Below are 19,430 nucleotides of genomic sequence, written 5' to 3'. Positions count from 1 at the left end.
GGCGGCACCGCGGAGGCCCGAAGGCACCGTCCGCACGGGGTGGAGAGTGATGAGGCGGGCGGCGCGGGTTGTGAAGGCCTGGCCGGTGCGAAGGTCTGGCCGGTGCGAAGGTCTGGCTGGTGCCTGCGTGCCGCGGAGCCGGCCGAAGCCGCCGATTGTCCGAAAAGCTTCACAGGACTGTTGTGGAGCGGCGCTAGCGAGGGGCCGGGGCGGAAACGAGCCGAAACCGTGCCTCCGGACCGTGATCGTCCCTCGCGGGGCGGTCGGGATCGGCGTGCGGATTCGGCCCCGGGCGAACCCCTTTGCTTCGCAGCACGCGGCAGCCGCGACAGGACTGCTCGGCCGCCTGGAGACGTACCATGGCCACGAGCCTTGCCGCCGGTGACATCGCCATCGTCGGGTACGATGCGGACAACCCCGACGATTTCGCTTTCGTCGTCCTGCGGGACATCGAGGCCGGCACAGCCATCAGCTTCACGGATAACGGCTGGAGTTCGAGCGGCAACGCGCTTCGTACCAGCGAGGGCACCTACACCTACACGGCGCCGACGGCCGTTGCGGCCGGCACCGTGGTCCACCCGACATCCGACGGCAGCGCGGGCGGCCCCGACAGCCCCGTCTACACGGCGGCCCTCGCCCCGAACTTCTCGTTCAGCACCGACGGCGACCAGATCCTGGCCTATCAGGGCACCGCCGCGAACCCGACCTTCCTGTACGCGATCAACTTCGCCGACGGAGCAACCGGCTTCGCGGCCAACGGCACGAACGCCAACACCTCGGCCCTGCCGCCCGGCCTCGTCCTCGGGCAGACCGCCGTCGCGCTGGGCGCCGACAATGGCCGCTACGCCGGCACCCTCTCGGGCACCCGCGACGGACTCCTGACCGCGATCGGCGCCGCCGGATCCTGGTCCCAGAGCGACACGGTCCGCATCGGCGCCCCCGGCTACAGCGCCTTCACGATCACTGCCGCCCCGACCATCCCGGCCCTGTCGATCGACGATATCCAGGTGGCCGAGGGCGATACCGGCACCCGGCAGCTGACCTTCACGGTCTCCCTGACGGCGCCGGCTCCGTCGGGCGGCGTCAGCTTCGACATCGCGACCGCCGACGGCAGCGCCAACGCCGGCAGCGACTACGTCGCCCGGGCCCTCACCGGCCAGTCCATCGCGGCCGGCCAGACCGCCACGACCTTCACGGTGGACCTCCTCGGCGACACGGTGATCGAGCCGACTGAGACCTTCACGGTCACGGTCTCGAACGTCCGGGGCGCCACGGTGGCCGACGGCCAGGGCACCGGCACCCTCATCAACGACGACACCGGCCCGCGCATCGGCGGCACCGCGATCTTCGAGTCGGCCCCGTCGCTCCAGGGCGTCTCCGGCGCCACGGCGCCCCCGGTGCCGACGAACGCGCTTCAACTGGTGCGGCTCGGCGCCTACGCCGCCACCAACGATCCGGCGACGTCGGCCGCCCCCAACGCGGAGGTGGTGGCCTACGATTCCAGCACGGGCCGCCTCTACATCCAGAACACCGCCGAGAACCGCATCGAGATCACCGCGCTCGACGCCACCGGCGCTCTGAGCAAGGCCGGCGAGATCCTGCTGTCCGGTCTCGAGCAATACGGCGCGGTGAACTCGGTTGCGGTCTTCAACGGCCTCGTGGCCGTCGCCTACGCCAACGCGGCCGGCGATGTGCCGGGCCGGGTCGCCCTGTTCGATGCCAACGGGACGCTGCTGCGCTCGCTGACCGTCGGCGTCGGCCCGGACCAGATCGTGTTCACGCGCGACGGCAGCCGGATCCTCGTCGCCAACGAGGGCGAGCAGGCGAGCGCGACCAGCAACCCGGTCGGCGGCGTCTCGATCATCGACGTCTCGGGCGGTGCGGCCAATGCCGCCGTCATGGCGACCGTCGGCTTCGAAGGGCTCGACGGCAGCGAGGCCACCCTTCGCGCCCGCGGCCTTGCCATCAAGCCGGGCAACGGCGCGGCGGCCGACATCGAGCCCGAATACATCGCGATCTCGCCCGACGACCGCTTCGCCTACGTTACCCTGCAGGAGGTGAACGGCGTCGCGATCATCGATCTGACCAATCCCGGCACGGCTCCCATCGCGATCCAGCCGCTCGGGTCGGTGAACCATTCGCTGGCCGGAAACGAGTTCGACGCCTCCGACCGCGACGGGCCCGCCAACTCGCAAGGCGTCGGCACGCCCTCGATCCGCATCGCGGCGACGCCTGCCAACGCCCCGATCTACGGCCTGCTTCAGCCGGACGCGGTGGCGAGCTTCGCGACGGGCGGCGCGACCTACTTCGTCACGGCCAACGAGGGCGACCAGCGCGTCATCGGCGGCGGCGACGACACGGGCGATGTCGCCCGGCTCAGCAGCATCGCCAACAGCCGCCTGACCCCGGAGCTTCAGGCGCTGAAGGCCGACCCGGCCTATGCCCGCCTCAACGTCCTGCTGCGCACGGGCGACACCGACGGCGACGGCGTGATCGACCAGCTCCACACGCTGGGCGGGCGCGGCATCTCGATCTTCCGCCAGAACCTCGACGGCACGATCACCAAGGTGCGCGAGACCGGCGGCGAATTCGAGAAGATCTTCGCGCAGATCGCGCCGGAGCGGTTCAACAACGATCAGGTCACCGGCAACACGCCGGACGACCGCTCGGACAACAAGGGTCCCGAGCCCGAAGGCATCACGATCGGGACGGTCAACGGGCGGATCTACGCCTTCGTCGGCCTGGAGCGGCAGAGCGGCGTCATCGTCTACGACGTGACCGACCCAGCCAACGCGGCCTACGTCTCCTACGTCCCGCCCCGGCCCGGCGCGACCACCGATCTCGGCCCGGAGGTGCTGACCTTCATCGCCGCCGACCGCAACCCGACGGGCACGCCCCTTCTCGTCAGCGCCAACGAGGTCGCCAACGGTGGCGCGGTCGTCTACGCGGCCCTGCCCCAGGGCTTCACCCAGGAGGTCGCTTTTTCCGCGAACTCGCTCGCCGTGAGCCGGGCGGAGGGCGACACGGGCGAGACCGTGCTCACCTTCACGGTCGAGCGCAGCAACGGCACGCTGGGCGCCGTCACCTTCACCGCCGAGATCACCGGCAGCGGTGCGAACGCGGCCGACGGGGCCGACTTCGCTGGCGCCCCGGCCCTGCCGCTGCCGGTAACGGGCACGATCGCCGCCGGCGCCGCCTCCGCGCAGGTCAGCGTCCGCGTCCAAGCGGATGCCGTGCCGGAGGCGGACGAGACCTTCGCCCTGACCCTGCGCAGCGCCAGTTCGAACCAGCCCGGCATCGCGGCGGCCGTGCGCCCGGCGGCGGGCACCGCGACGGGCACGATCGTCAACGACGACGCGAGCCTAATCTCGGCGGTGCAGGGGGCTGGCGCGGCGAGCCCGCTGGTCGGCCGGACCGTCACGGTCGAAGCGATCGTCGTCGGCGACTTCCAGAACGGCGACGCCGATACCAAGCGCAACCTCGGCGGCTTCTCCCTGCAGGAAGAGGCGGCCGACCAGGACGGCAACCCGCTGACCTCGGAGGGCGTCTTCGTCTTCGAGGGCACCGGCAACCGCCTCGTCGAGGTCAACGAGGGTGACCGGGTCCGCGTCACCGGCACCGTGACCGAGTTCAACGGCGAGACCCAGATCGCGGTCTCGAACGCCGCGGCGATCCAAGTGGTGCGCGCCGGTGGGCTGACGCCGGCCGAGGTCAAGGCCTCGGCGGTCGCCGTCGAGCTGCCGGCGGCGGGGGTCATCGGCACCGGCACCACCGCGCAGCCCGACCTGGAGCGCTACGAGGGCATGCTGGTCCGCTTCGCCCAGACCCTCTCGATCACCGAGCAGTTCAACCTCGACCGCTTCAACGAGATCCGCCTCGCCGCTGGCGGCCGGACCGAGACCTTCACCAACGAATTCGAGCCGAACGCGGCGGCCTACGCCACCTATCTCGCCCAGACGGCGGCGCGCTCGATCACCTACGACGACGGCCTCAACACCCAGAACCAGCCGGTCGAGAATCTGGACGGCTTCGGCCCGGTCTATGCCACCGCAACGGCGCCGCGCATGGGCGACACCGTGACCGGGCTCACCGGCACCCTCGGCTTCGGCCCGGCCGGCGCCTACCGGGTGCGAGCCATCGACGACGGCGATAACCGCTTCGTCACGGCCAACCCGCGCCCCGCCGAGCCCGACCCGGTCGGCGGCACGCTCAAGGTCGGCAGCCTCAACGTCCTCAACTACTTCACCACGCTCGACACCGGTTCGGCCGCCCGCACGGCGATCGGTCTCGAGCCGCGCGGCGCGAACTCGCCGGAAGAACTCGCCCGGCAGACCGAGAAGCTCGTCACGACCCTGATCGGCACGGGGGCCGACGTGCTCGGCCTGACCGAGATCGAGAACCAGTTCCGCCCGGGCGACCCCGGCAACGCGCTGGAACACCTCGTCGGCCAGCTCAACCTGCGCGCGGGCGCCGGCACCTACGCCTCCGTCAATCCGGGCGCGCAGCTCGACCAGGGCCAGTTCCTCGGCGGCGACGCGATCGCAGTCGGCTTCATCTACAAGCCGAGCAAGGTCAGCGTGGCGATGAACACCACGATCGAGCGGCTCGACGACACGGACGTGGCGGCCTTCAACCCGGCCCTGCTGGAGCGGAGCACGATCGGGCACCTCTTCAACGGCGCGAATACCAGCCGTGCCGCGCTCGCGGTCACCTTCAACGAGATCGCCACCGGCGAGGACTTCACCGCAATCATCACCCACTTCAAGTCCAAGGGCGGCACCGGGACCGGCGCGGATGCCGACCAGGGCGACGGCCAGGGCGCCTGGCAGCAGCAGCGCGAACTCGCGGCCACGGCTTTGGCCCAGTGGGTCTCGATGCGGCCGACGGGCACCCAGGACAGCGACACGCTCCTGCTCGGCGACTTCAACGCCTACCTCAAGGAGGACGCGCTCGACATCCTCAAGGCGGCCGGGTTCACCAACCTCGCCGAGGACCGTCTCGCCAACCCGTATTCCTACGTCTTCGATGGGGCCTACGGCGCGCTCGACCACGCCCTGGCCAGCGCGAGCCTGAATCGGCAGGTCACCGGCGTCACCGAGTGGCACATCAACGCCGACGAGGCGGACGCGATCGACTACAACCTCGATTTCGGCCGCTCGCCCAGCTCCTTCGACGGCCGCTCGCCCGCGCGGGAATCCGACCACGATCCCGTCCTCGTCGGCCTGCGCCTCGACCAGACCGCGCCGGTCCTCGCCGCCTCGACGCCGGCCGACGACGCCGCGCGGGTGGCCGTGAACGCCGACATCGTCCTGCGCTTCAGCGAGGCGGTCCGGGCCGGCACCGGCAGCATCACCCTCAGCGACGGCGCAGGCGACCTGCGCACCATCGCGACCTCCGACACCGCGCAGGTCGCGATCGCGGGCGACACCGTGACGATCAACCCGAGCGCCGATCTGCGGCCCGGGACCGCCTACGACGTGATCGTGCCGGCCGGCGCCTTCACGGACGCGGCCGGCAACGCCTCCGCCGCCATCCCCCAGAACCGCTTCGACTTCACCACCGAGCAGGCCAAACCGATGACCTACACGCTCCAGATCCTGCACGCCTCGGACTGGGAGGGCGGGCTGCTCGCGACCCAGCGCGCGGCGAACTTCGCGGCCATCGTCGATCGGCTCGAAGATACGACGCCGAACTCGATCACGCTCTCGACCGGCGATGCCTGGATCCCGAGCCCGTTCTACATCGCGGGGGCCGACCCGCAGATGGCAGCGACCTATAACGGCGTCTACAACCAGTTCTACGGGCTCTCCGGCGCCGGCGCCTACGGCCGGCTCGCGGCCTCCCCCGGCCGCGCCGACATCACCATCCAGAACATCGTCGGCGTCCAGGCCGCGGTGTTCGGCAATCACGAGTTCGATGGCGGGCCGACGGAGGTCGCCAACATCATCGGCGCCAATCTCGGCGCCGCGGCGGGCGCCGCCGACGACACCTGGCTCGGAGCGCAATTTCCCTACCTGTCGGCCAACCTCAACTTCTCCCGCGAGGCCGCCCTGTCGGGCCTCGTGCACCGCGACGGCGACCTCGCCGCATTCGCCCAGACCGGCCCGACCTCGACCCAGACCGGCACCGGCGCGGACAAGATCGCCCGCTCGACGATCCTCGTCGAGAACGGCGAGAAGATCGCCGTCATCGGCGCGACGACGCAGATCAACCCCCTGATCAGCACGCTCGGCAACGTCACGGTCGACGGGTTCACCGGCCGCGATGAGATCGCGCTGCTGGCGAGCCAGATCAACGCCGAGGTCGACCGGGTGCTCGCGGCCAATCCCGGCCTCAACAAGGTGATCGTCGGCACGCACCTGCAGCAGCTTGCCAACGAGCAGGCGCTGGCCCCGCTCCTGCGCAACGTCGACGTGCTGATCGGCGGCGGCTCCCACACCCTGCTCGCCGATGCCGACGACCGGCTGCTGTCCGGCGACCGGGCGGGCGGCGGCTACCCGCAATTCTTCACCAACGCGTCCGGCCAGACCCTAGCCCTGGTGAACACCGCTTCCGAGTATTCCTATGTCGGCCGCCTCAACGTCACCTTCGACGACCAGGGCCACGTCATCCGCGACTCGATCAACTCGGCCACCTCCGGCGCCGTCGCGGTGGACGACACCACGGTGACGCAGCTCTACGGCTCGACCGCCGCCGCCTTCACGCCCGGCTCCAAGGGCTTCCTCGTGCAGCAGGTGATCGAGGGCCTCGACGTCAACAACGACGGTATCCAGGAGACCGCGGGCATCGCCGACATCATCCGCCAGCAGGACGGCAACATCCTCGGCCGCTCCAGCGTGTACCTGGAAGGCCGCCGCGGCGAGGTCCGCACGGAAGAGACCAACCTCGGCAACCTCACGGCGGATGCCAACCTCTGGTACGCCAAGCAGTTCGACGGGGCGGTCGCGGTCTCGATCAAGAACGGCGGCGGCATCCGCGACTCGATCGGCTCGTTCTCGACGACGGGCGGCAGCACGGCGGAGCTTCCCCCAGCCGCCAACCCGGCGGCGGGCAAGGCGGCGGGCGACATCTCGCAGCTCGACGTCACCAACTCGCTGCGCTTCAACAACGCGCTCGCCATGGTCACGGTCACCGCCTCCGAGCTGGAGCGGGTGCTCGAGCACGCCGTCTCCTCGGCCGCTCCGGGTGCCACGCCCGGCGCGTTCCCCCAGATCGGCGGGATCAGCTTCTCGTTCGACGCGACCCGGCAGGCCCAGACCGTGGACGTCAACGGCACCGTCACCCGCGAGGGGCAGCGGATCATTTCGGCGGCAATCGTCGATGCCGACGGCTTTCTCATCGACACCCTGGTGCAGGACGGCCAGCTCGTCGGCGATGCGAACCGGAGCATCCGCGCGGTGACCCTCGACTTCCTCACCACGGGCACGAGCACGGCCCCGGGGCTCGGCGGCGACAACTACCCCTTCCCGGCCTATGGCGAGAACCGGGTGGCGCTGAGCAGCGCCGCGCCGGCCTCGCTGCCCAACGCCGCGACCTTCGCAGCCCAGGGCAGCGAGCAGGATGCGCTCGCCGAGTACCTCAAGGCGTTCCACAGCGTGACGCCCTTCGCGCAGTCTGACACGGCGCCGGCGGCCGACGCGCGGATCCAGAACCTTGCGGCCCGCTCCGACAGCGTGCTCGCCCGCGGCGTCAGCCGGACGGGAGCCGACGGTCACGACGTGCTGCAGGGAACGCCCTTCGCCGACCGCCTCTTCGGCGGCGCGGGCGACGACATCATCGTCAACAGCGCGGGCAACGACTTTCTGTCGGGCGGGCGCGGCAACGACACGCTGGTGTTCAACACGAGCTTCGCGTCGGTCACCGTCACGGAGGCCGGCAGCCTCACGGCCATCACCGGACCGGATGGCCGCGACCTCGTCAGCGGCTTCGAGCGCTACCTGTTCTCCGACGCCACGATCGTGGTGAACGACGGCCAGCCGCTCGTGGACGACCTGTTCTACCTGTCCCGCAACAAGGACGTGTTCCAGGCCGGCCAGGACGCCGACGCGCACTACGCCCAATACGGTGCCCGCGAGGGCCGCGACCCGAATGCCTTCTTCTCGACCAAGGGCTATCTCGCGGCCAATCCCGAGGTGAGAGCCTCCGGGGCGAACCCGCTCGACCATTACGAGCAGGCCGGCTGGAAGGAAGGCCGCGATCCGGGCGTGCGCTTCGACAACGAGTTCTATCTCGCGGCCAATCCGGACGTGAAGGCCGCCGGCCTGAACCCGCTCGCGCACTACCTTGCCGAGGGCCGGGCCGAGGGCCGCGCGATCCACGACGCCGTCGGACGCAGCGGGGACATCCGCGGCGGCTTCGACGCGGAGTACTACCTGCTCGCCCATGCCGATGTCGCGCAGGCGGCCGGGACCACGGACACCTTCGCCTTCGCCGCCCGCCACTTCGAGCAGTACGGCTGGCAGGAGGGCCGCAACCCGAACGCGGTGTTCGACACCAAGGGCTATCTCGCCGCCTACGGCGACGTGAAGGCGGCGGGCCTCAACCCGCTGACCCACTACGACCAGTACGGCTGGAAGGAGGGCCGCGATCCCTCGGCCGACTTCGACTCCTCGACCTACCTCTCGACCTATACCGATGTCGCGGCGGCCAAGATCGACCCGATGCAGCACTTCCTGCAATACGGGCTCTACGAGGGCCGCTCGACCTTCGCCGATGGCACTTTCGGCGGCGGCAGCCTCGGCTGAGGCCGACCCGTCCCATCCCGGTCGGACCGCGCCCCCCGGCGCGGTCCGAAGGCCGTATCCGCCAAGCCCAGGCGGCATTTGAGCGCAAGCCCAACAGCGCACTGAGCCAAGCGGCCTAACCGAGCCTCTGGCGGTTCGACGGAGTGACGCCGAGACCGCCGTGGCTTCCAACCCGCTCCGGCGGTGCCGCGGTCGCGTGCGGCCCATCGACGGCACGCGCAACACCGCGGCGCTTCGCTATTGTCCCTGCTGGCGGGTCACGAGCGTGCGGTTGGGCGCGACCTCGCCCTTGTCCTGCCAGATCGGCACGATCAGCCGAGCCCAGCCCCGCGTCTCCTGGCCGCCGTAATGGCGCTCCGCGACGTCGCGGGTGATGTAGGCCTGAACGTTGACCGGCCCGAAATTGTAGCCGACCAGCCCGCCGACCGCGAACTGGCTCTGGCGCCGGTAGCCCGGCACGTTGCCGACCGGCAGATCGGCCGAAGCATAGGCCACGGGACCGAATTCGAACTTACCGAATCGCCTGGTCGCGGTGAGATCGATGTTGAGATAGTCGGGAAAGGCCCGCGTGCCGTTCAGGGCACGGTCGGTGAGGAAGTGACCGTAGAGCAGGTTCGCGGTCAGATTGTAGCCGTTCCCGGTGTAGCTCACGGCGAAACGGTGCGTGAGCGAGCCCTCCTGAGGGCCAAAGCGGGTGGAATTCGGGACATAGCCGCCCAGCAAATAGCTGACGCCGACATCGTTGCCGAGGTTCCAGGCGAGCTGCGTCGCGTACAGGCTCTGGCCCAGGCCGGTGGACGAGGGAGCCCCCCGCGCACTCGCCGAGACGGCGGAGCGGTTGAAGACGATGAATTGCAGCCGCGCGCCGAGCACGGACCACGGCGTCGACAGGGCGAAGGTGGCCGTGTTGACGTTGAGATCCGACGAGGCGGGGAACGTGTAGCGGACGCCGTAATTCGGCACGGCGACGAAGTACAAACCGACGGGAATCTGTGCGCCCGCGGGAATGCCGATCGATCCGCCGGGCTGCGCGACCGACCCCGCGCCGGCCGGCGTTGCCAGCACAATGCCGGCCGCAGCCAAGGCCAAACTCAGCCGACCGGCCGCTCTTCTCGATGCAGTAGCCACCCTCAACCCCCCCTTTAGCATAATATTCCTATGACGGGCACGCACGCTCCCCGGCGTCGATGCAGTCATGTGTTCAGAAGTCTTCGCTGGCCTTCGACTCGGGTTCGACGTCCCTGCCGATGCCAAGACTGATCGAATTCGATCAAGACTGGTAGCAAATGCCGCCGATAATCGAGTATTGACCGATGATCAGCGCAACATTGCTGAAGAATAATACTACTAAAAGCTGCGTAGACGCCAGTACCGCCGATTACATTTGCTTTTATTTGCAAACCACCAGAACAAGTACTGCCATGACGCGCCGTGCAACCTGAAAATGGCCACCGCGGGCGCAGCGCTCAGTCCATGAGCCGGGCGCATGACAGGTCGGAACAAGTTTCAATCACCGGGCCGGCGCGGCCATGCGATATTGCATTGCAACATGAGCAGGCCGTGAGGTGGTGTCGTGGCAATCGTGACGGAAATCAGAAGCTGGCATCGTGCACCGCGGGACAGGGGTGTCTCGGACGTTCGCGCGAGGCTTACGCGGACGCTGGCGACGGCGCTCCGGCGGATGGCCGAGGCCCGCTACGCGCAGCAGGTCGATCGGCTCGCCCGCTCCGGGCATGGCGGCGTGCTCTGAGCGGCTGATCCTGGGCTTCGAGAGCCGCCTCGTGGGCGGCCGGGACCGGATCAGCGCCGCAGCCCGAAGCGGCTCCGGCTTTTAGAGGAAGCCGATCGAGAACCAGGGCACCAGGATGATCACGATCAGCCCGACCAGCAGCGCCGCGACGTAGCCGATGATCGGCCGCATGCCGGCATCGGGATGGATGCGGCTGATGGCGCAGGCCGCGTAGTAGCCGACGCCGAAGGGCGGGGCGAACAGGCCGATTCCCATCGCGAGAACCACGACCATGGCGTAGTGCACCTCGTGCACGCCCACGGCGCGGGCGATGGGAAACATCAGCGGCCCGAACAGGACGATCGCCGGGATTCCCTCCAGCACCGAGCCCAGCACGATGAAGGCGAGGGCGGAGACGGCGAGGAAGCCGAGCGCGCCGCCGGGCAGTTCCTTCATCGCGACGGCGAGCGCCTGCGAGAAGCCGGACTGCGTCAGCGCCCAGGCCATGGCGGTGGCTGCGCCGATGATCAGCAGGATCGCACCCGACAGCGTCGCCGTCGTCACCAGCATGGGCATGAGGCGGCGCCAGTCGAACTGCCGGTAGACGAGGAGCCCCGCCAGCACGGCGTAGACGATGCCGATCGTCGAGACCTCGGTGGCGGTGGCCACGCCCTCGATCACGGCGGCCCGGATGACGAAGGGCAGCGCGAGCGCCGGCACCGCCACGACGAGCGCTTTCAGGATCGCCTTCCGACCGGGGCGGACGACGTGGCTCATGTCCTCGCCGCGGTAGCGCCACCAGACCAGCGCGCACAGCGTCGCGCCGAGAACGACGGCCGGCAGAAGGCCGCCGGTGAACAAAGCAGTGATCGAGACGCCGCTCACCGAGCCGATGGTGATGAGCACGATCGAGGGCGGGATCGTCTCGGTCTGGGCGCCGGTCGCGGAGAGCAGCGCGACGAGATCGCCCTCCTTGGCGCCGCGCGCCTTCATCTCGGGAAACAGCACCGGGGCGACGGCGGCCATGTCGGCGGCCTTCGAGCCGGAGATGCCGGAGACGAGATACATCGCCCCCACCAGCACGTAGTGCAGGCCGCCGCGCACATGGCCCAGAAGGCTTGCCAGGAAACCGACCATGGCGCGGGCCATGCCGGTCATCTCGATCAAGAGGCCGAGGAAGATGAACAGCGGCACGGCCAGCAGGATGAGATGGCTCATGCCCTCGTCCATGCGCCCGACGACGACCATGGCAGGCGCGTAGGTCGTGCTCATGAGGTAGGCGTAGGTCGAGAGCCCGAAGGCGAAGGCGATCGGCACGCCAGAGAACACCAGGGCGCCGACGCCGAGCAGGAAGAACACCAGCAGGTCGAGGTTGCCGATGCCGCTCAGCAGCGGCGACAGGCCGGCGAGCACGGCGGCGAGGCCGGCCCCGAGAGCCAAAGCCGCGCCCGTGAGGCGCCAGTCGCTCTCCTGCACGAGGCGCAGCACGGCGGTGACGAGCATCAGCGCGAACCCGACCGGCAGGGCGGCGGCGCGCCAAGTGTTGGGGAGGTCGAGGGCCGGCGTGTAGACCCAGGATTCCTCGATCGCGAACTCGAAGGCCGGCTCCAGCAGAACCCCGACGAAGACGAGGCCGGCCACGATCGCCAGGGTGTCCATGAAGGCCCGCGCGCGGGGCGTGGCCATGCCGACGAAGGCGGTCATGCGCATATGTTCGCCGCGCCGGAAGGCGACGACCGTCCCCAGCATGGCGAGCCACAGGAACAGGATCGAGGCGAGTTCGTCGGACCAGACCAGGGGCCGGTGCAGGGCGTAGCGGCTGACGACGCCGCTCAGGAGCACGACGATCTCCAGGACGACGAGGATCGCCGCGGGGATCTCGACCATCCGCCCGAAGACGCGATCGAAGGTCTGGAGATACGAGCTTTGGCCGGCGGCGGGCACGGGGGCGGCCGGCGCGGGCGCGTCGAGTTGCACGTCGAGTTGCATGGCGGCCTTCCTCACACGAGCTTTCCGGTGACGCTCTCGAGATGGTCCCAGGCCGTCGGCCCGAGCTTGGCTTTCCAGTCCCGGTAGAAGCTGGTCCGGACCAGGGCGTCGCGGAACGCGTCCCGATCGACGTCGACGAAAGTCAGGCCCTTGGCCGCGAGCGTGGTGCGCAGGTTCGCGTTGAGCGCCACGCTGTCGGCGCGCTCGTCGTCGGCGGAGCGGTCGAGTTCGCGCCCGACGATCATCCGCAGATCCTCGGGCAGGCGGGCCCAGGCGCGGCGATTGCCGAGAATCCAGTAGGCATCCCAGATATGCCCGGTCAGGCTGCAGCTCTTCTGGACCTCGTAGATCCGCGTCGTCGCGGTGATCGGGAGCGGGTTCTCCTGGCCCTCGACCACCTTGGTCTGCAGGGCCGAGTACAGCTCGTTGAAGTTGATCGGCGTCGCCCCCGCCTCCAGGGCCCGGAACAGCGACGTCTGCATCGGCGCCTGCGGCACGCGGATCTTGAAGCCGCGGATGTCGTCCGGCGTGCGGATCTCCTGCGTCGAGGAGGTGACGTGACGGAAGCCGTTGTCCCAGGCCTTCGACACGGTGAGGATTGGCGTGCGCCCGATCTGCTCGCGGACATAGGCGCCGAGCGGACCGTCGGTGGCGGCCCAGACGCTGTCGTAATCCTTGAAGACGAAGCCGAGATTGGTCAGGCTGGCCACCGGCAGGAAGGTCGCCAGGACCGAGGCAGACAGGTTCAGGAACTCGACGGCGCCGCTGCGCACCTGGGCGAGCAGGTCGGTGTCGGCCCCGAGCTGGTTGGCCGGGAAGAGCCGGATCTCCAGACGTCCGCTGCTCGCCTCGCAGATCCGGTCGATCGCCTGCTGCGCGCGGATGTTGACGGGATGGTTCGGATCCTGCCCGGTCGCCAGCTTGTAGACGAACTCGGCCGCCGCGGCGCGCCGCGTCAGGATGCCGAACAGGGGAAGGGCGGCCGCGCCCGCGACGAGGCGCCGACGGCTGAGAGTAGCCTCTGGCATGTTTCACTCCCTGGATGGTCGCGGCCCGCCGCCCGATCCCCGCCGTTCGCGGTCTTTGGGATCGTCATCCGGTCATGCCGGATGCTCCGCACCGCTCGGGCGCGAGGTGGGGCAGGCGTCTCGGGAGGCGGCGCCGGTCGTCCGGCGCCGCCCGCACTCGCCTCAGAGCCAGCTGCGGATGCTGCGGGCCATCGCTTGGCTGGAAATGCCGTAGCGCTCGTGCAGCGTCGGAAGGGCGCCCGCGTCGAGGAACTCGTCGGGCAGGCCGATCTGGCGGTAACCCGGCGGCACCGTGCCGGTGCGCAGGAGCAGGGCCGCCACCGCCTCGCCGAGGCCGCCGATCACCGAGTGGTTCTCGGCCACCACCACGAGCCGCCCGCCGCGGCCGACCTCGCGCAGGATCGTCTCCTCGTCGAGGGGCTTGATGGTCGGCACGTGCAGCACCGCGACATCCACGCGGTCGTCGCCCAGGGCCTGCGCGACTTCGAGCGCCCGCATGGTCATCAGCCCGGAGGAGATGATGAGCAGGTCGCGCCCGTCGCGGATGGTCTTCGCCTTGCCCCACTCGAACGTGTAGCCGTACTCGTCGAGGACGAGGGGAACGTTGCCGCGCATGAGCCGCAGGTAGACCGGGCCCTGATGCTCCACCATCGCCGGCACCACCTGCTCCAGCTCGTGCGCGTCGCAGGGGTCGAGGATGGTCAGGTTCGGCATGCCGCGGAAGATCGCCAGATCCTCGGTGGCCTGGTGGCTCGGGCCGTAGCCCGTGGTCAGGCCCGGCAGGGCGCAGGCGATCTTGACGTTGAGGTTCTCCTCGGCGATCGCGAGGCAGATGAAGTCGTAGGCCCGCCGCGCCGCGAACACGGCATAGGTGGTGGCGATGGGCGTGAAGCCCTCGCGGGCGAGCCCCGCCGCCGCGCTCATCAGGAGCTGCTCGGCCATCCCCATCTGGTAGAACCGCTCGGGATAGGCCTGAGCGAAGATGTGCAGGTCGGTGTACTTGGCGAGATCCGCCGACAGGCCGACGAGGTCGAGGCGTGACTTGGCCAGTTCGACGAGCGCGTTCCCGAACGGCGCCGGCTTGGTCCGCTGGCCGGGCGCGGCCAGCGAGGCGATCATCGCCGAGGTCTTGGCCCCGCCCGCCGCGCGCGGCGCCGGCTTCTCGTACTTCGAACGCCTCATGGGAGCCTCCCTTCGTCCAGAACCGCCAGGGCCTCGCGCCATTCGTCCGCCTCGACCCGCAGGAAGTGATTGCGCTCGCGCGCCTCGAGGAAGGGCACGCCCTTGGCCATCTTGGTGTCGCAGATGATGATGCGCGGGCAGCGCTCCGGATGGGACCGGGCGGCGTCGAAGGCCTTCACCAGGGCCTCGATGTCGTTGCCGTCCACCCGCTGGACGAACCAGCCGAAGGCCTCGAATTTCGGCGCGAGCGGCTCGAAGTTCAGGACACCGCGGGACGGCCCGTCGGCCTGCATGCCGTTGACGTCGACGATGCCGACCAGGTTGTCGAGCCCGAAGCTCGCCGCCGACATCGCCGCCTCCCAGGTCGAGCCCTCATCGAGTTCGCCGTCGGAGAACAGGTTGTAGACGAAGGCGGCCGAGGCCTTGCGCTTGAGACCGAGCGCCATCCCGACGGCGATGCCGAGCCCGTGGCCGAGGGAGCCGCCGGTGATCTCCATGCCCGGCGTGTAGGCGGCCATGCCGGACATCGGCAGGCGGCTGTCGTCGGAACCGTAGGTCCCGAGTTCGTCCTCCGGGATGATGCCGGCCTCGATCAGCGCGGCGTAGAGGGCGATGGCGTAGTGGCCGATCGAGAGCAGGAAGCGGTCCCGGCCCTCCCATTCCGGATCGTCGGGCCGGTAGGTCATGGCGTGGAAGTAGCTGACCGCCAGCACGTCGCTGATGCCGAGCGCCTGGGCGATGTAGCCCTGGCCCTGGACCTCGCCCATCAACAGGGCGTGGCGGCGGATGCGGTAGGCGCGGTCGTCGAGCGAAACGTTCGAGCCTTCGCGGGGGTGGATCTCGGGGGGGTGCACCATGGCTGTGTTCCTTCCGATCAATGGATCAGCATGCCGCCGTTGACGTCGATCACCGCGCCGGTGAGGTAGGCGGACAGGTCGCTGGCGAGGAACAGGCAGACATTGGCGACGTCGTCGGCGACGCCGAGGCGGCCGAGGGGGATGCCGCTGACGATCTCGGCGCGCATCGCGTCGGTGAGCTTGCCGGCGGTGATGTCGGTCTGGATCAGGCCGGGCGTCACCGAATTCACCCGGATGCCGTCGGAGCCGAGTTCGCGCGCCATCGCCTTGGCGAGACCGAGCACGCCCGCCTTGGCGGCGCTATAATGCGGACCGCCGAAGATGCCGCCGCCGCGCTGGGCCGAGACCGACGACATGCAGACGATCGCGCCGGTGCGCTGGCGGCGCATGGCGGGGATCACCGCCTGACTCATGTAGAGGGTGCCGCGCAGGTTGACGTCGGTGACGGCATCGTAATTCGCCGCCTCGATCTCCATCAGCTTCAGGGGCTGCGAGATGCCGGCATTGTTCACGAGGACATCGATTTGTCCGGCCTGGGCGATCACCTCGTCGGCGGCCGCCTGGCAGGCCGTCCGGTTGGCCACATCGCAGGCGAGCCCGAAATGTCCTTGACCGATCTCGCGCGCCGCCGCCTCGGCCTGGCCGGCGTCGAGATCGAGGATGACCACCCGCCCGCCCTGGGCCGCGAACAGGCGTGCCGTGGCCTTGCCGATGCCGCGCGCGGAGGCCGCGCCGGTGATCACACAGACTTTGTCCTTCAGAAGCATGTCGCTCTCCCTGCGCGGCGGCGGTGCATCCGCTCCGGCGCTCAGCTTGTTTGGAGATGGGAGATCCGCCGATTTGCCGGGCCCGACCGCTGAGCCTCGACAAGTTGCCCGCACGCTCGGCCGCATTACAGCGGCGCTGCCGGGGTCGGCTGCAGTTCGTTTCCTCTCATCTCATTGATGAGCAAGATGATGCACGGACCCATAATGCAGCAAACGCGAAGTTTTCAGCTTCAGATGAATTTCGCTCACCTTGCCGGTGCCGGCTGCTGTGCCCGCACGGGTTGCTGCGTCTCCGGGGGCAGTTCCGGGGGCAACGCCACACGCAGTTCCGCGGCGAGCCAGCGTGCAAACACGCAGAGCGGGGTTCGGCGCCGGGTCAGGGCCGGGAAGACGAGGTAATGACCGGTATATTCGACGTTGGAGGCCCGCTCGGCGAGCGGCGCGACGAGGCGCCCGCTCGCCAATTCCCGTTCGGCCAGAAGTGTGGATTCCAGGGCGATGCCGAGATCGTCGGCCGCCGCCGTGATGGCGAGGAAGCTGCGGTCGAAGCGAAGGCCGGCGGAGGGTGGCGCGCGCAAGCCGTTGCGCTCGAACCAAAGCGGCCAGCGCACGAGCTTGTTGTCGCTCTGGATCAGCGGCTGACCGGGAAGGTCGGCGGCCTCGCGTATCCTGCGGGCGCGCTCGGGCGTGCAGAGTGGTGTCACCGTTTCCTGGCCGAGCGGCATGACGATGAGCCCCTCGCCGCGCGGCGGACCGTAGACGATGTCGGCGTCGAACTCGTCGGTGATGAAGCGGGCGTAATCCATGCCGGCGGCGAGCCGCACCTCGAAGTCGGGATGGCTGGCCATGAAGCGGGCTAAGCGCGGGGTCAGCCACTGCGCGGCGAAGCTCGGGGCGCAGTGGAGGCGCAGCAATTGCGGGGCCCGCGTCGCGACGAGGTCGAAGCCCCGGTTCATCTCTTCGAAGGCGCGGCTGACATGGTCGAGAAGGGCCTCGCCGGCCGCCGTCAGGGCGATGCCGTGGCTGTCGCGCTCGAACAACGCCACGCCGAGGGCCTGCTCCAGCTTGCGCACGGCGTGGCTGACGGCACTCGCGGTGAGATTGAGCTCGCTCGCCGCGTCCTTGAACGAACGGCGGCGCGCGGCGGCCTCGAACGTGCGGACGGCGGAGAGCGGAACAGGTGGGCGCATCGGGCAGACGATGCGGCAGGCGCCTCCATCTGACAATCTCCAATAGAGCGGGGAAAGACCGTCCGCCGATCACTGGGTTTGTTCTGTCAAACGGACGCAAGCGGCAAAACCATCGACAAGGTTGTTCCGGACAAACCCGACCATCCGGAAAGACCATCCAGTCGAACCCTCTCGAGGCGCAGGAGCGGAAATCGGGGGATGTTGCGGATGGTCCGGCGATCGGTCACGGCTGTCGCCGCCGGCCGCAGGCGGCGTGACAATCCGGCGGCGTTGTCCCGCAGCCGCCGATTGCTCGCGCGGGATGCGGACGGGCGCCGGGCGCGATATCACCGGTTCGACCGCCTCTCCCGCTCCGGACGGGGCAGACGAGGGACGCCCATGAGGGTCACGAGATGAGCGCAACGAATCGTCCCCCTCGGGATCGCCGCGCCGGCAGCCGCGGCTTGCTCGTCGCCGGGGCCGGCATTCCGGGCCTGACCCTGGCGGTCGCCCTGAAGCAGGCGCACGGGCCGGCGCTCGACGTGACGGTCTGCGATCCGGGTTTGGAGGCCGGCGCGGCGCGCCATCGCGGGCGCGCCTACGCCGTGGCGGCCGGGCCGCGGCGGATGTTCGAGCAGCTCGGGCTGTGGTCGCGGATCGAACCGGCGGCGGAGCCGATGCGCCGGCTGGTCATCAGCGACAGCCGGGTCGGCGATCCGGTGCGGCCGGTCTTCCTCACCTTCGGCGACGGGACGGAGGCGCGCGACGCGGGCGAGCCCTTCGCCCACATGGTCGAGGCCGAGCCGATGGCCGCCGTGCTGCTCGACGCCGCGCGGGAAACGGGCGTCCACCTCGCCGCCTCAAGTGTCACCGCCGCCGTGCCGGGCCCGCGCGCGACCCGGGTGACCCTGAGCGACGGCAGCAGCGAGGAGGTCGCGCTCGTGGTCGCCGCCGACGGGGCGCGCTCGGCCCTGCGCGAGGCCGCCGGCATCGGCTGGGTCGGCTGGTCCTACCCGCAATCGGGTATCGTCGCGACGATTCAGCATGCCCGCGACCATGAGGGCCGGGCCTTCGAGCATTTCCTGCCGAGCGGGCCCTTCGCGATCCTGCCACTGAGGGCGGGCGGCGCACTCGGCCACCGCTCCTCCATCGTCTGGACCGAACGCAGCGCCGACGTGCCGGCCCTGCTCGGCGGGGATGCCGCCGAGACGCTGGCCGAGATCGAGCGCCGGTTCGGGGCTGAACTCGGGCGCATCGCCCTGGAGCACGGGCCGAGCGCCCATCCGCTGCATCTCGGCCTCGCCCGCAGCTTCCGGGCGCCCCGCCTCGCGCTGCTGGGGGACGCGGCCCACGTCATCCATCCGCTGGCGGGCCAGGGGCTCAATCTCGGCCTCGCCGGGGCCGCGGCCCTGGCCGAGGCGGTGACCGGCGCCCTGCGGCTCGGGCTCGATCCCGGCGCGGATGCGGTTTTGCGCGATTACGAGCAGGCGCGCCGCTTCGATTCCGTCGCGATGGCGGCGGCGACGGATGGGCTCAACCGCCTGTTCTCGAACGACAGCATGGCGCTGCGGCTCACCCGCGATTTCGGCCTCGGCCTCGTCGATCGGATGCCGGGCCTGAAGCGCTTCTTCATCGGCCAGGCATCGGCGCTGCGGGGCGGGACCCCGCGCCTGCTGCGGGGTGAAGCCCTGTGAGGCGGTCGCCGGGACGGCCGAACGGCTCGCCCCGGCGTGCCGGCGGCTTCTGGCCGGCTACGGCTTACGCAGGCGGGAGAATTGCCATGTCAGCATCATGCTCGAGGCCATGAGGGCCGCGTACAGCATCTGAAGAAGCGGACCGTCTTGCATCGGCTCAATCCTGCGGACGTGGCAGCGCCAGGAAAGAGTGAGTTCTGGCAACAACCGGGCCAACTTCCGGCGGGGCGTCGCAGACGATGGTGCTCCGGCGGCCGAGCGGTCGCGGAGG

General features: G+C 69.8%; 9 protein-coding genes. 2 read left to right on the top strand and 7 right to left on the bottom strand.

Going from position 1 to position 19,430, the window contains the following annotated elements:
* Positions 1-359 precede the first annotated feature (359 nt).
* Positions 360-8,744, top strand: a complete 8,385-nt coding sequence (locus MSPGM_RS10590) for an ExeM/NucH family extracellular endonuclease (RefSeq protein WP_261926368.1) — start codon at positions 360-362, stop codon at positions 8,742-8,744.
* A 237-nt stretch (positions 8,745-8,981) separates the two neighbouring features.
* Here MSPGM_RS10590 and MSPGM_RS10585 read toward each other — a convergent pair whose 3' ends face one another.
* The 7 genes from MSPGM_RS10585 to MSPGM_RS10555 all read right to left on the bottom strand — a co-directional run bounded on the left by MSPGM_RS10585 (position 8,982) and on the right by MSPGM_RS10555 (position 17,486).
* Positions 8,982-9,893: a transporter gene (locus MSPGM_RS10585; RefSeq protein WP_003603840.1), complete on the bottom strand. Its 912-nt coding sequence runs from the start codon at positions 9,891-9,893 to the stop codon at positions 8,982-8,984.
* Between the two features lie 682 nt (positions 9,894-10,575).
* A complete protein-coding gene (locus MSPGM_RS10580) occupies positions 10,576-12,462 on the bottom strand; it encodes a TRAP transporter large permease subunit (RefSeq protein ID WP_003603841.1) in 1,887 nt (628 codons plus the stop codon).
* 11 nt (positions 12,463-12,473) lie between these two features.
* A complete protein-coding gene (locus MSPGM_RS10575; protein ID WP_003603842.1) occupies positions 12,474-13,490 on the bottom strand; it encodes a TRAP transporter substrate-binding protein in 1,017 nt (338 codons plus the stop codon).
* Between the two features lie 162 nt (positions 13,491-13,652).
* Complete coding sequence (locus tag MSPGM_RS10570; RefSeq protein ID WP_012752746.1) at positions 13,653-14,672, bottom strand: transketolase family protein; 1,020 nt, start codon at positions 14,670-14,672, stop codon at positions 13,653-13,655.
* Entirely contained in the window at positions 14,669-15,529 is an 861-nt protein-coding gene (locus MSPGM_RS10565) for a transketolase (protein ID WP_003603844.1), read from the bottom strand. The genes MSPGM_RS10570 and MSPGM_RS10565 overlap by 4 nt, the downstream gene beginning before the upstream one ends.
* A 17-nt stretch (positions 15,530-15,546) precedes the next feature.
* Positions 15,547-16,296: an SDR family NAD(P)-dependent oxidoreductase gene (locus MSPGM_RS10560; protein WP_003603845.1), complete on the bottom strand. Its 750-nt coding sequence runs from the start codon at positions 16,294-16,296 to the stop codon at positions 15,547-15,549.
* 245 nt (positions 16,297-16,541) lie between these two features.
* Positions 16,542-17,486 (bottom strand): LysR substrate-binding domain-containing protein, encoded by a 945-nt coding sequence (locus tag MSPGM_RS10555; protein WP_003603846.1) that lies wholly within the window; start codon positions 17,484-17,486, stop codon positions 16,542-16,544.
* A gap of 392 nt (positions 17,487-17,878) precedes the next feature.
* Here MSPGM_RS10555 and MSPGM_RS10550 point away from each other — a divergent pair, with 392 nt between their 5' ends.
* Positions 17,879-19,159 (top strand): FAD-dependent monooxygenase, encoded by a 1,281-nt coding sequence (locus MSPGM_RS10550; protein ID WP_012752744.1) that lies wholly within the window; start codon positions 17,879-17,881, stop codon positions 19,157-19,159.
* Positions 19,160-19,430 lie beyond the last annotated feature (271 nt).

This window comes from Methylorubrum sp. GM97 (genome assembly GCF_024347855.1).
In the GTDB taxonomy this organism is placed as follows: Bacteria; Pseudomonadota; Alphaproteobacteria; order Rhizobiales; family Beijerinckiaceae; genus Methylobacterium; species Methylobacterium extorquens.
The sequence above is the reverse complement of the archived record's forward strand: the minus strand, read 5'-3'. Positions and strand labels throughout refer to the sequence as shown.

What these genes read in the sequence shown, in the direction of transcription:
- MSPGM_RS10590 (WP_261926368.1), top strand. Translation starts at nt 360, where the DNA reads ATGGCCACGAGCCTTGCCGCCGGTGACATCGCCATCGTCGGGTACGAT.
- MSPGM_RS10585 (WP_003603840.1), bottom strand. Translation starts at nt 9,893, where the DNA reads ATGCTAAAGGGGGGGTTGAGGGTGGCTACTGCATCGAGAAGAGCGGCC.
- MSPGM_RS10580 (WP_003603841.1), bottom strand. Translation starts at nt 12,462, where the DNA reads ATGCAACTCGACGTGCAACTCGACGCGCCCGCGCCGGCCGCCCCCGTG.
- MSPGM_RS10575 (WP_003603842.1), bottom strand. Translation starts at nt 13,490, where the DNA reads ATGCCAGAGGCTACTCTCAGCCGTCGGCGCCTCGTCGCGGGCGCGGCC.
- MSPGM_RS10570 (WP_012752746.1), bottom strand. Translation starts at nt 14,672, where the DNA reads ATGAGGCGTTCGAAGTACGAGAAGCCGGCGCCGCGCGCGGCGGGCGGG.
- MSPGM_RS10565 (WP_003603844.1), bottom strand. Translation starts at nt 15,529, where the DNA reads ATGGTGCACCCCCCCGAGATCCACCCCCGCGAAGGCTCGAACGTTTCG.
- MSPGM_RS10560 (WP_003603845.1), bottom strand. Translation starts at nt 16,296, where the DNA reads ATGCTTCTGAAGGACAAAGTCTGTGTGATCACCGGCGCGGCCTCCGCG.
- MSPGM_RS10555 (WP_003603846.1), bottom strand. Translation starts at nt 17,486, where the DNA reads ATGCGCCCACCTGTTCCGCTCTCCGCCGTCCGCACGTTCGAGGCCGCC.
- MSPGM_RS10550 (WP_012752744.1), top strand. Translation starts at nt 17,879, where the DNA reads ATGAGCGCAACGAATCGTCCCCCTCGGGATCGCCGCGCCGGCAGCCGC.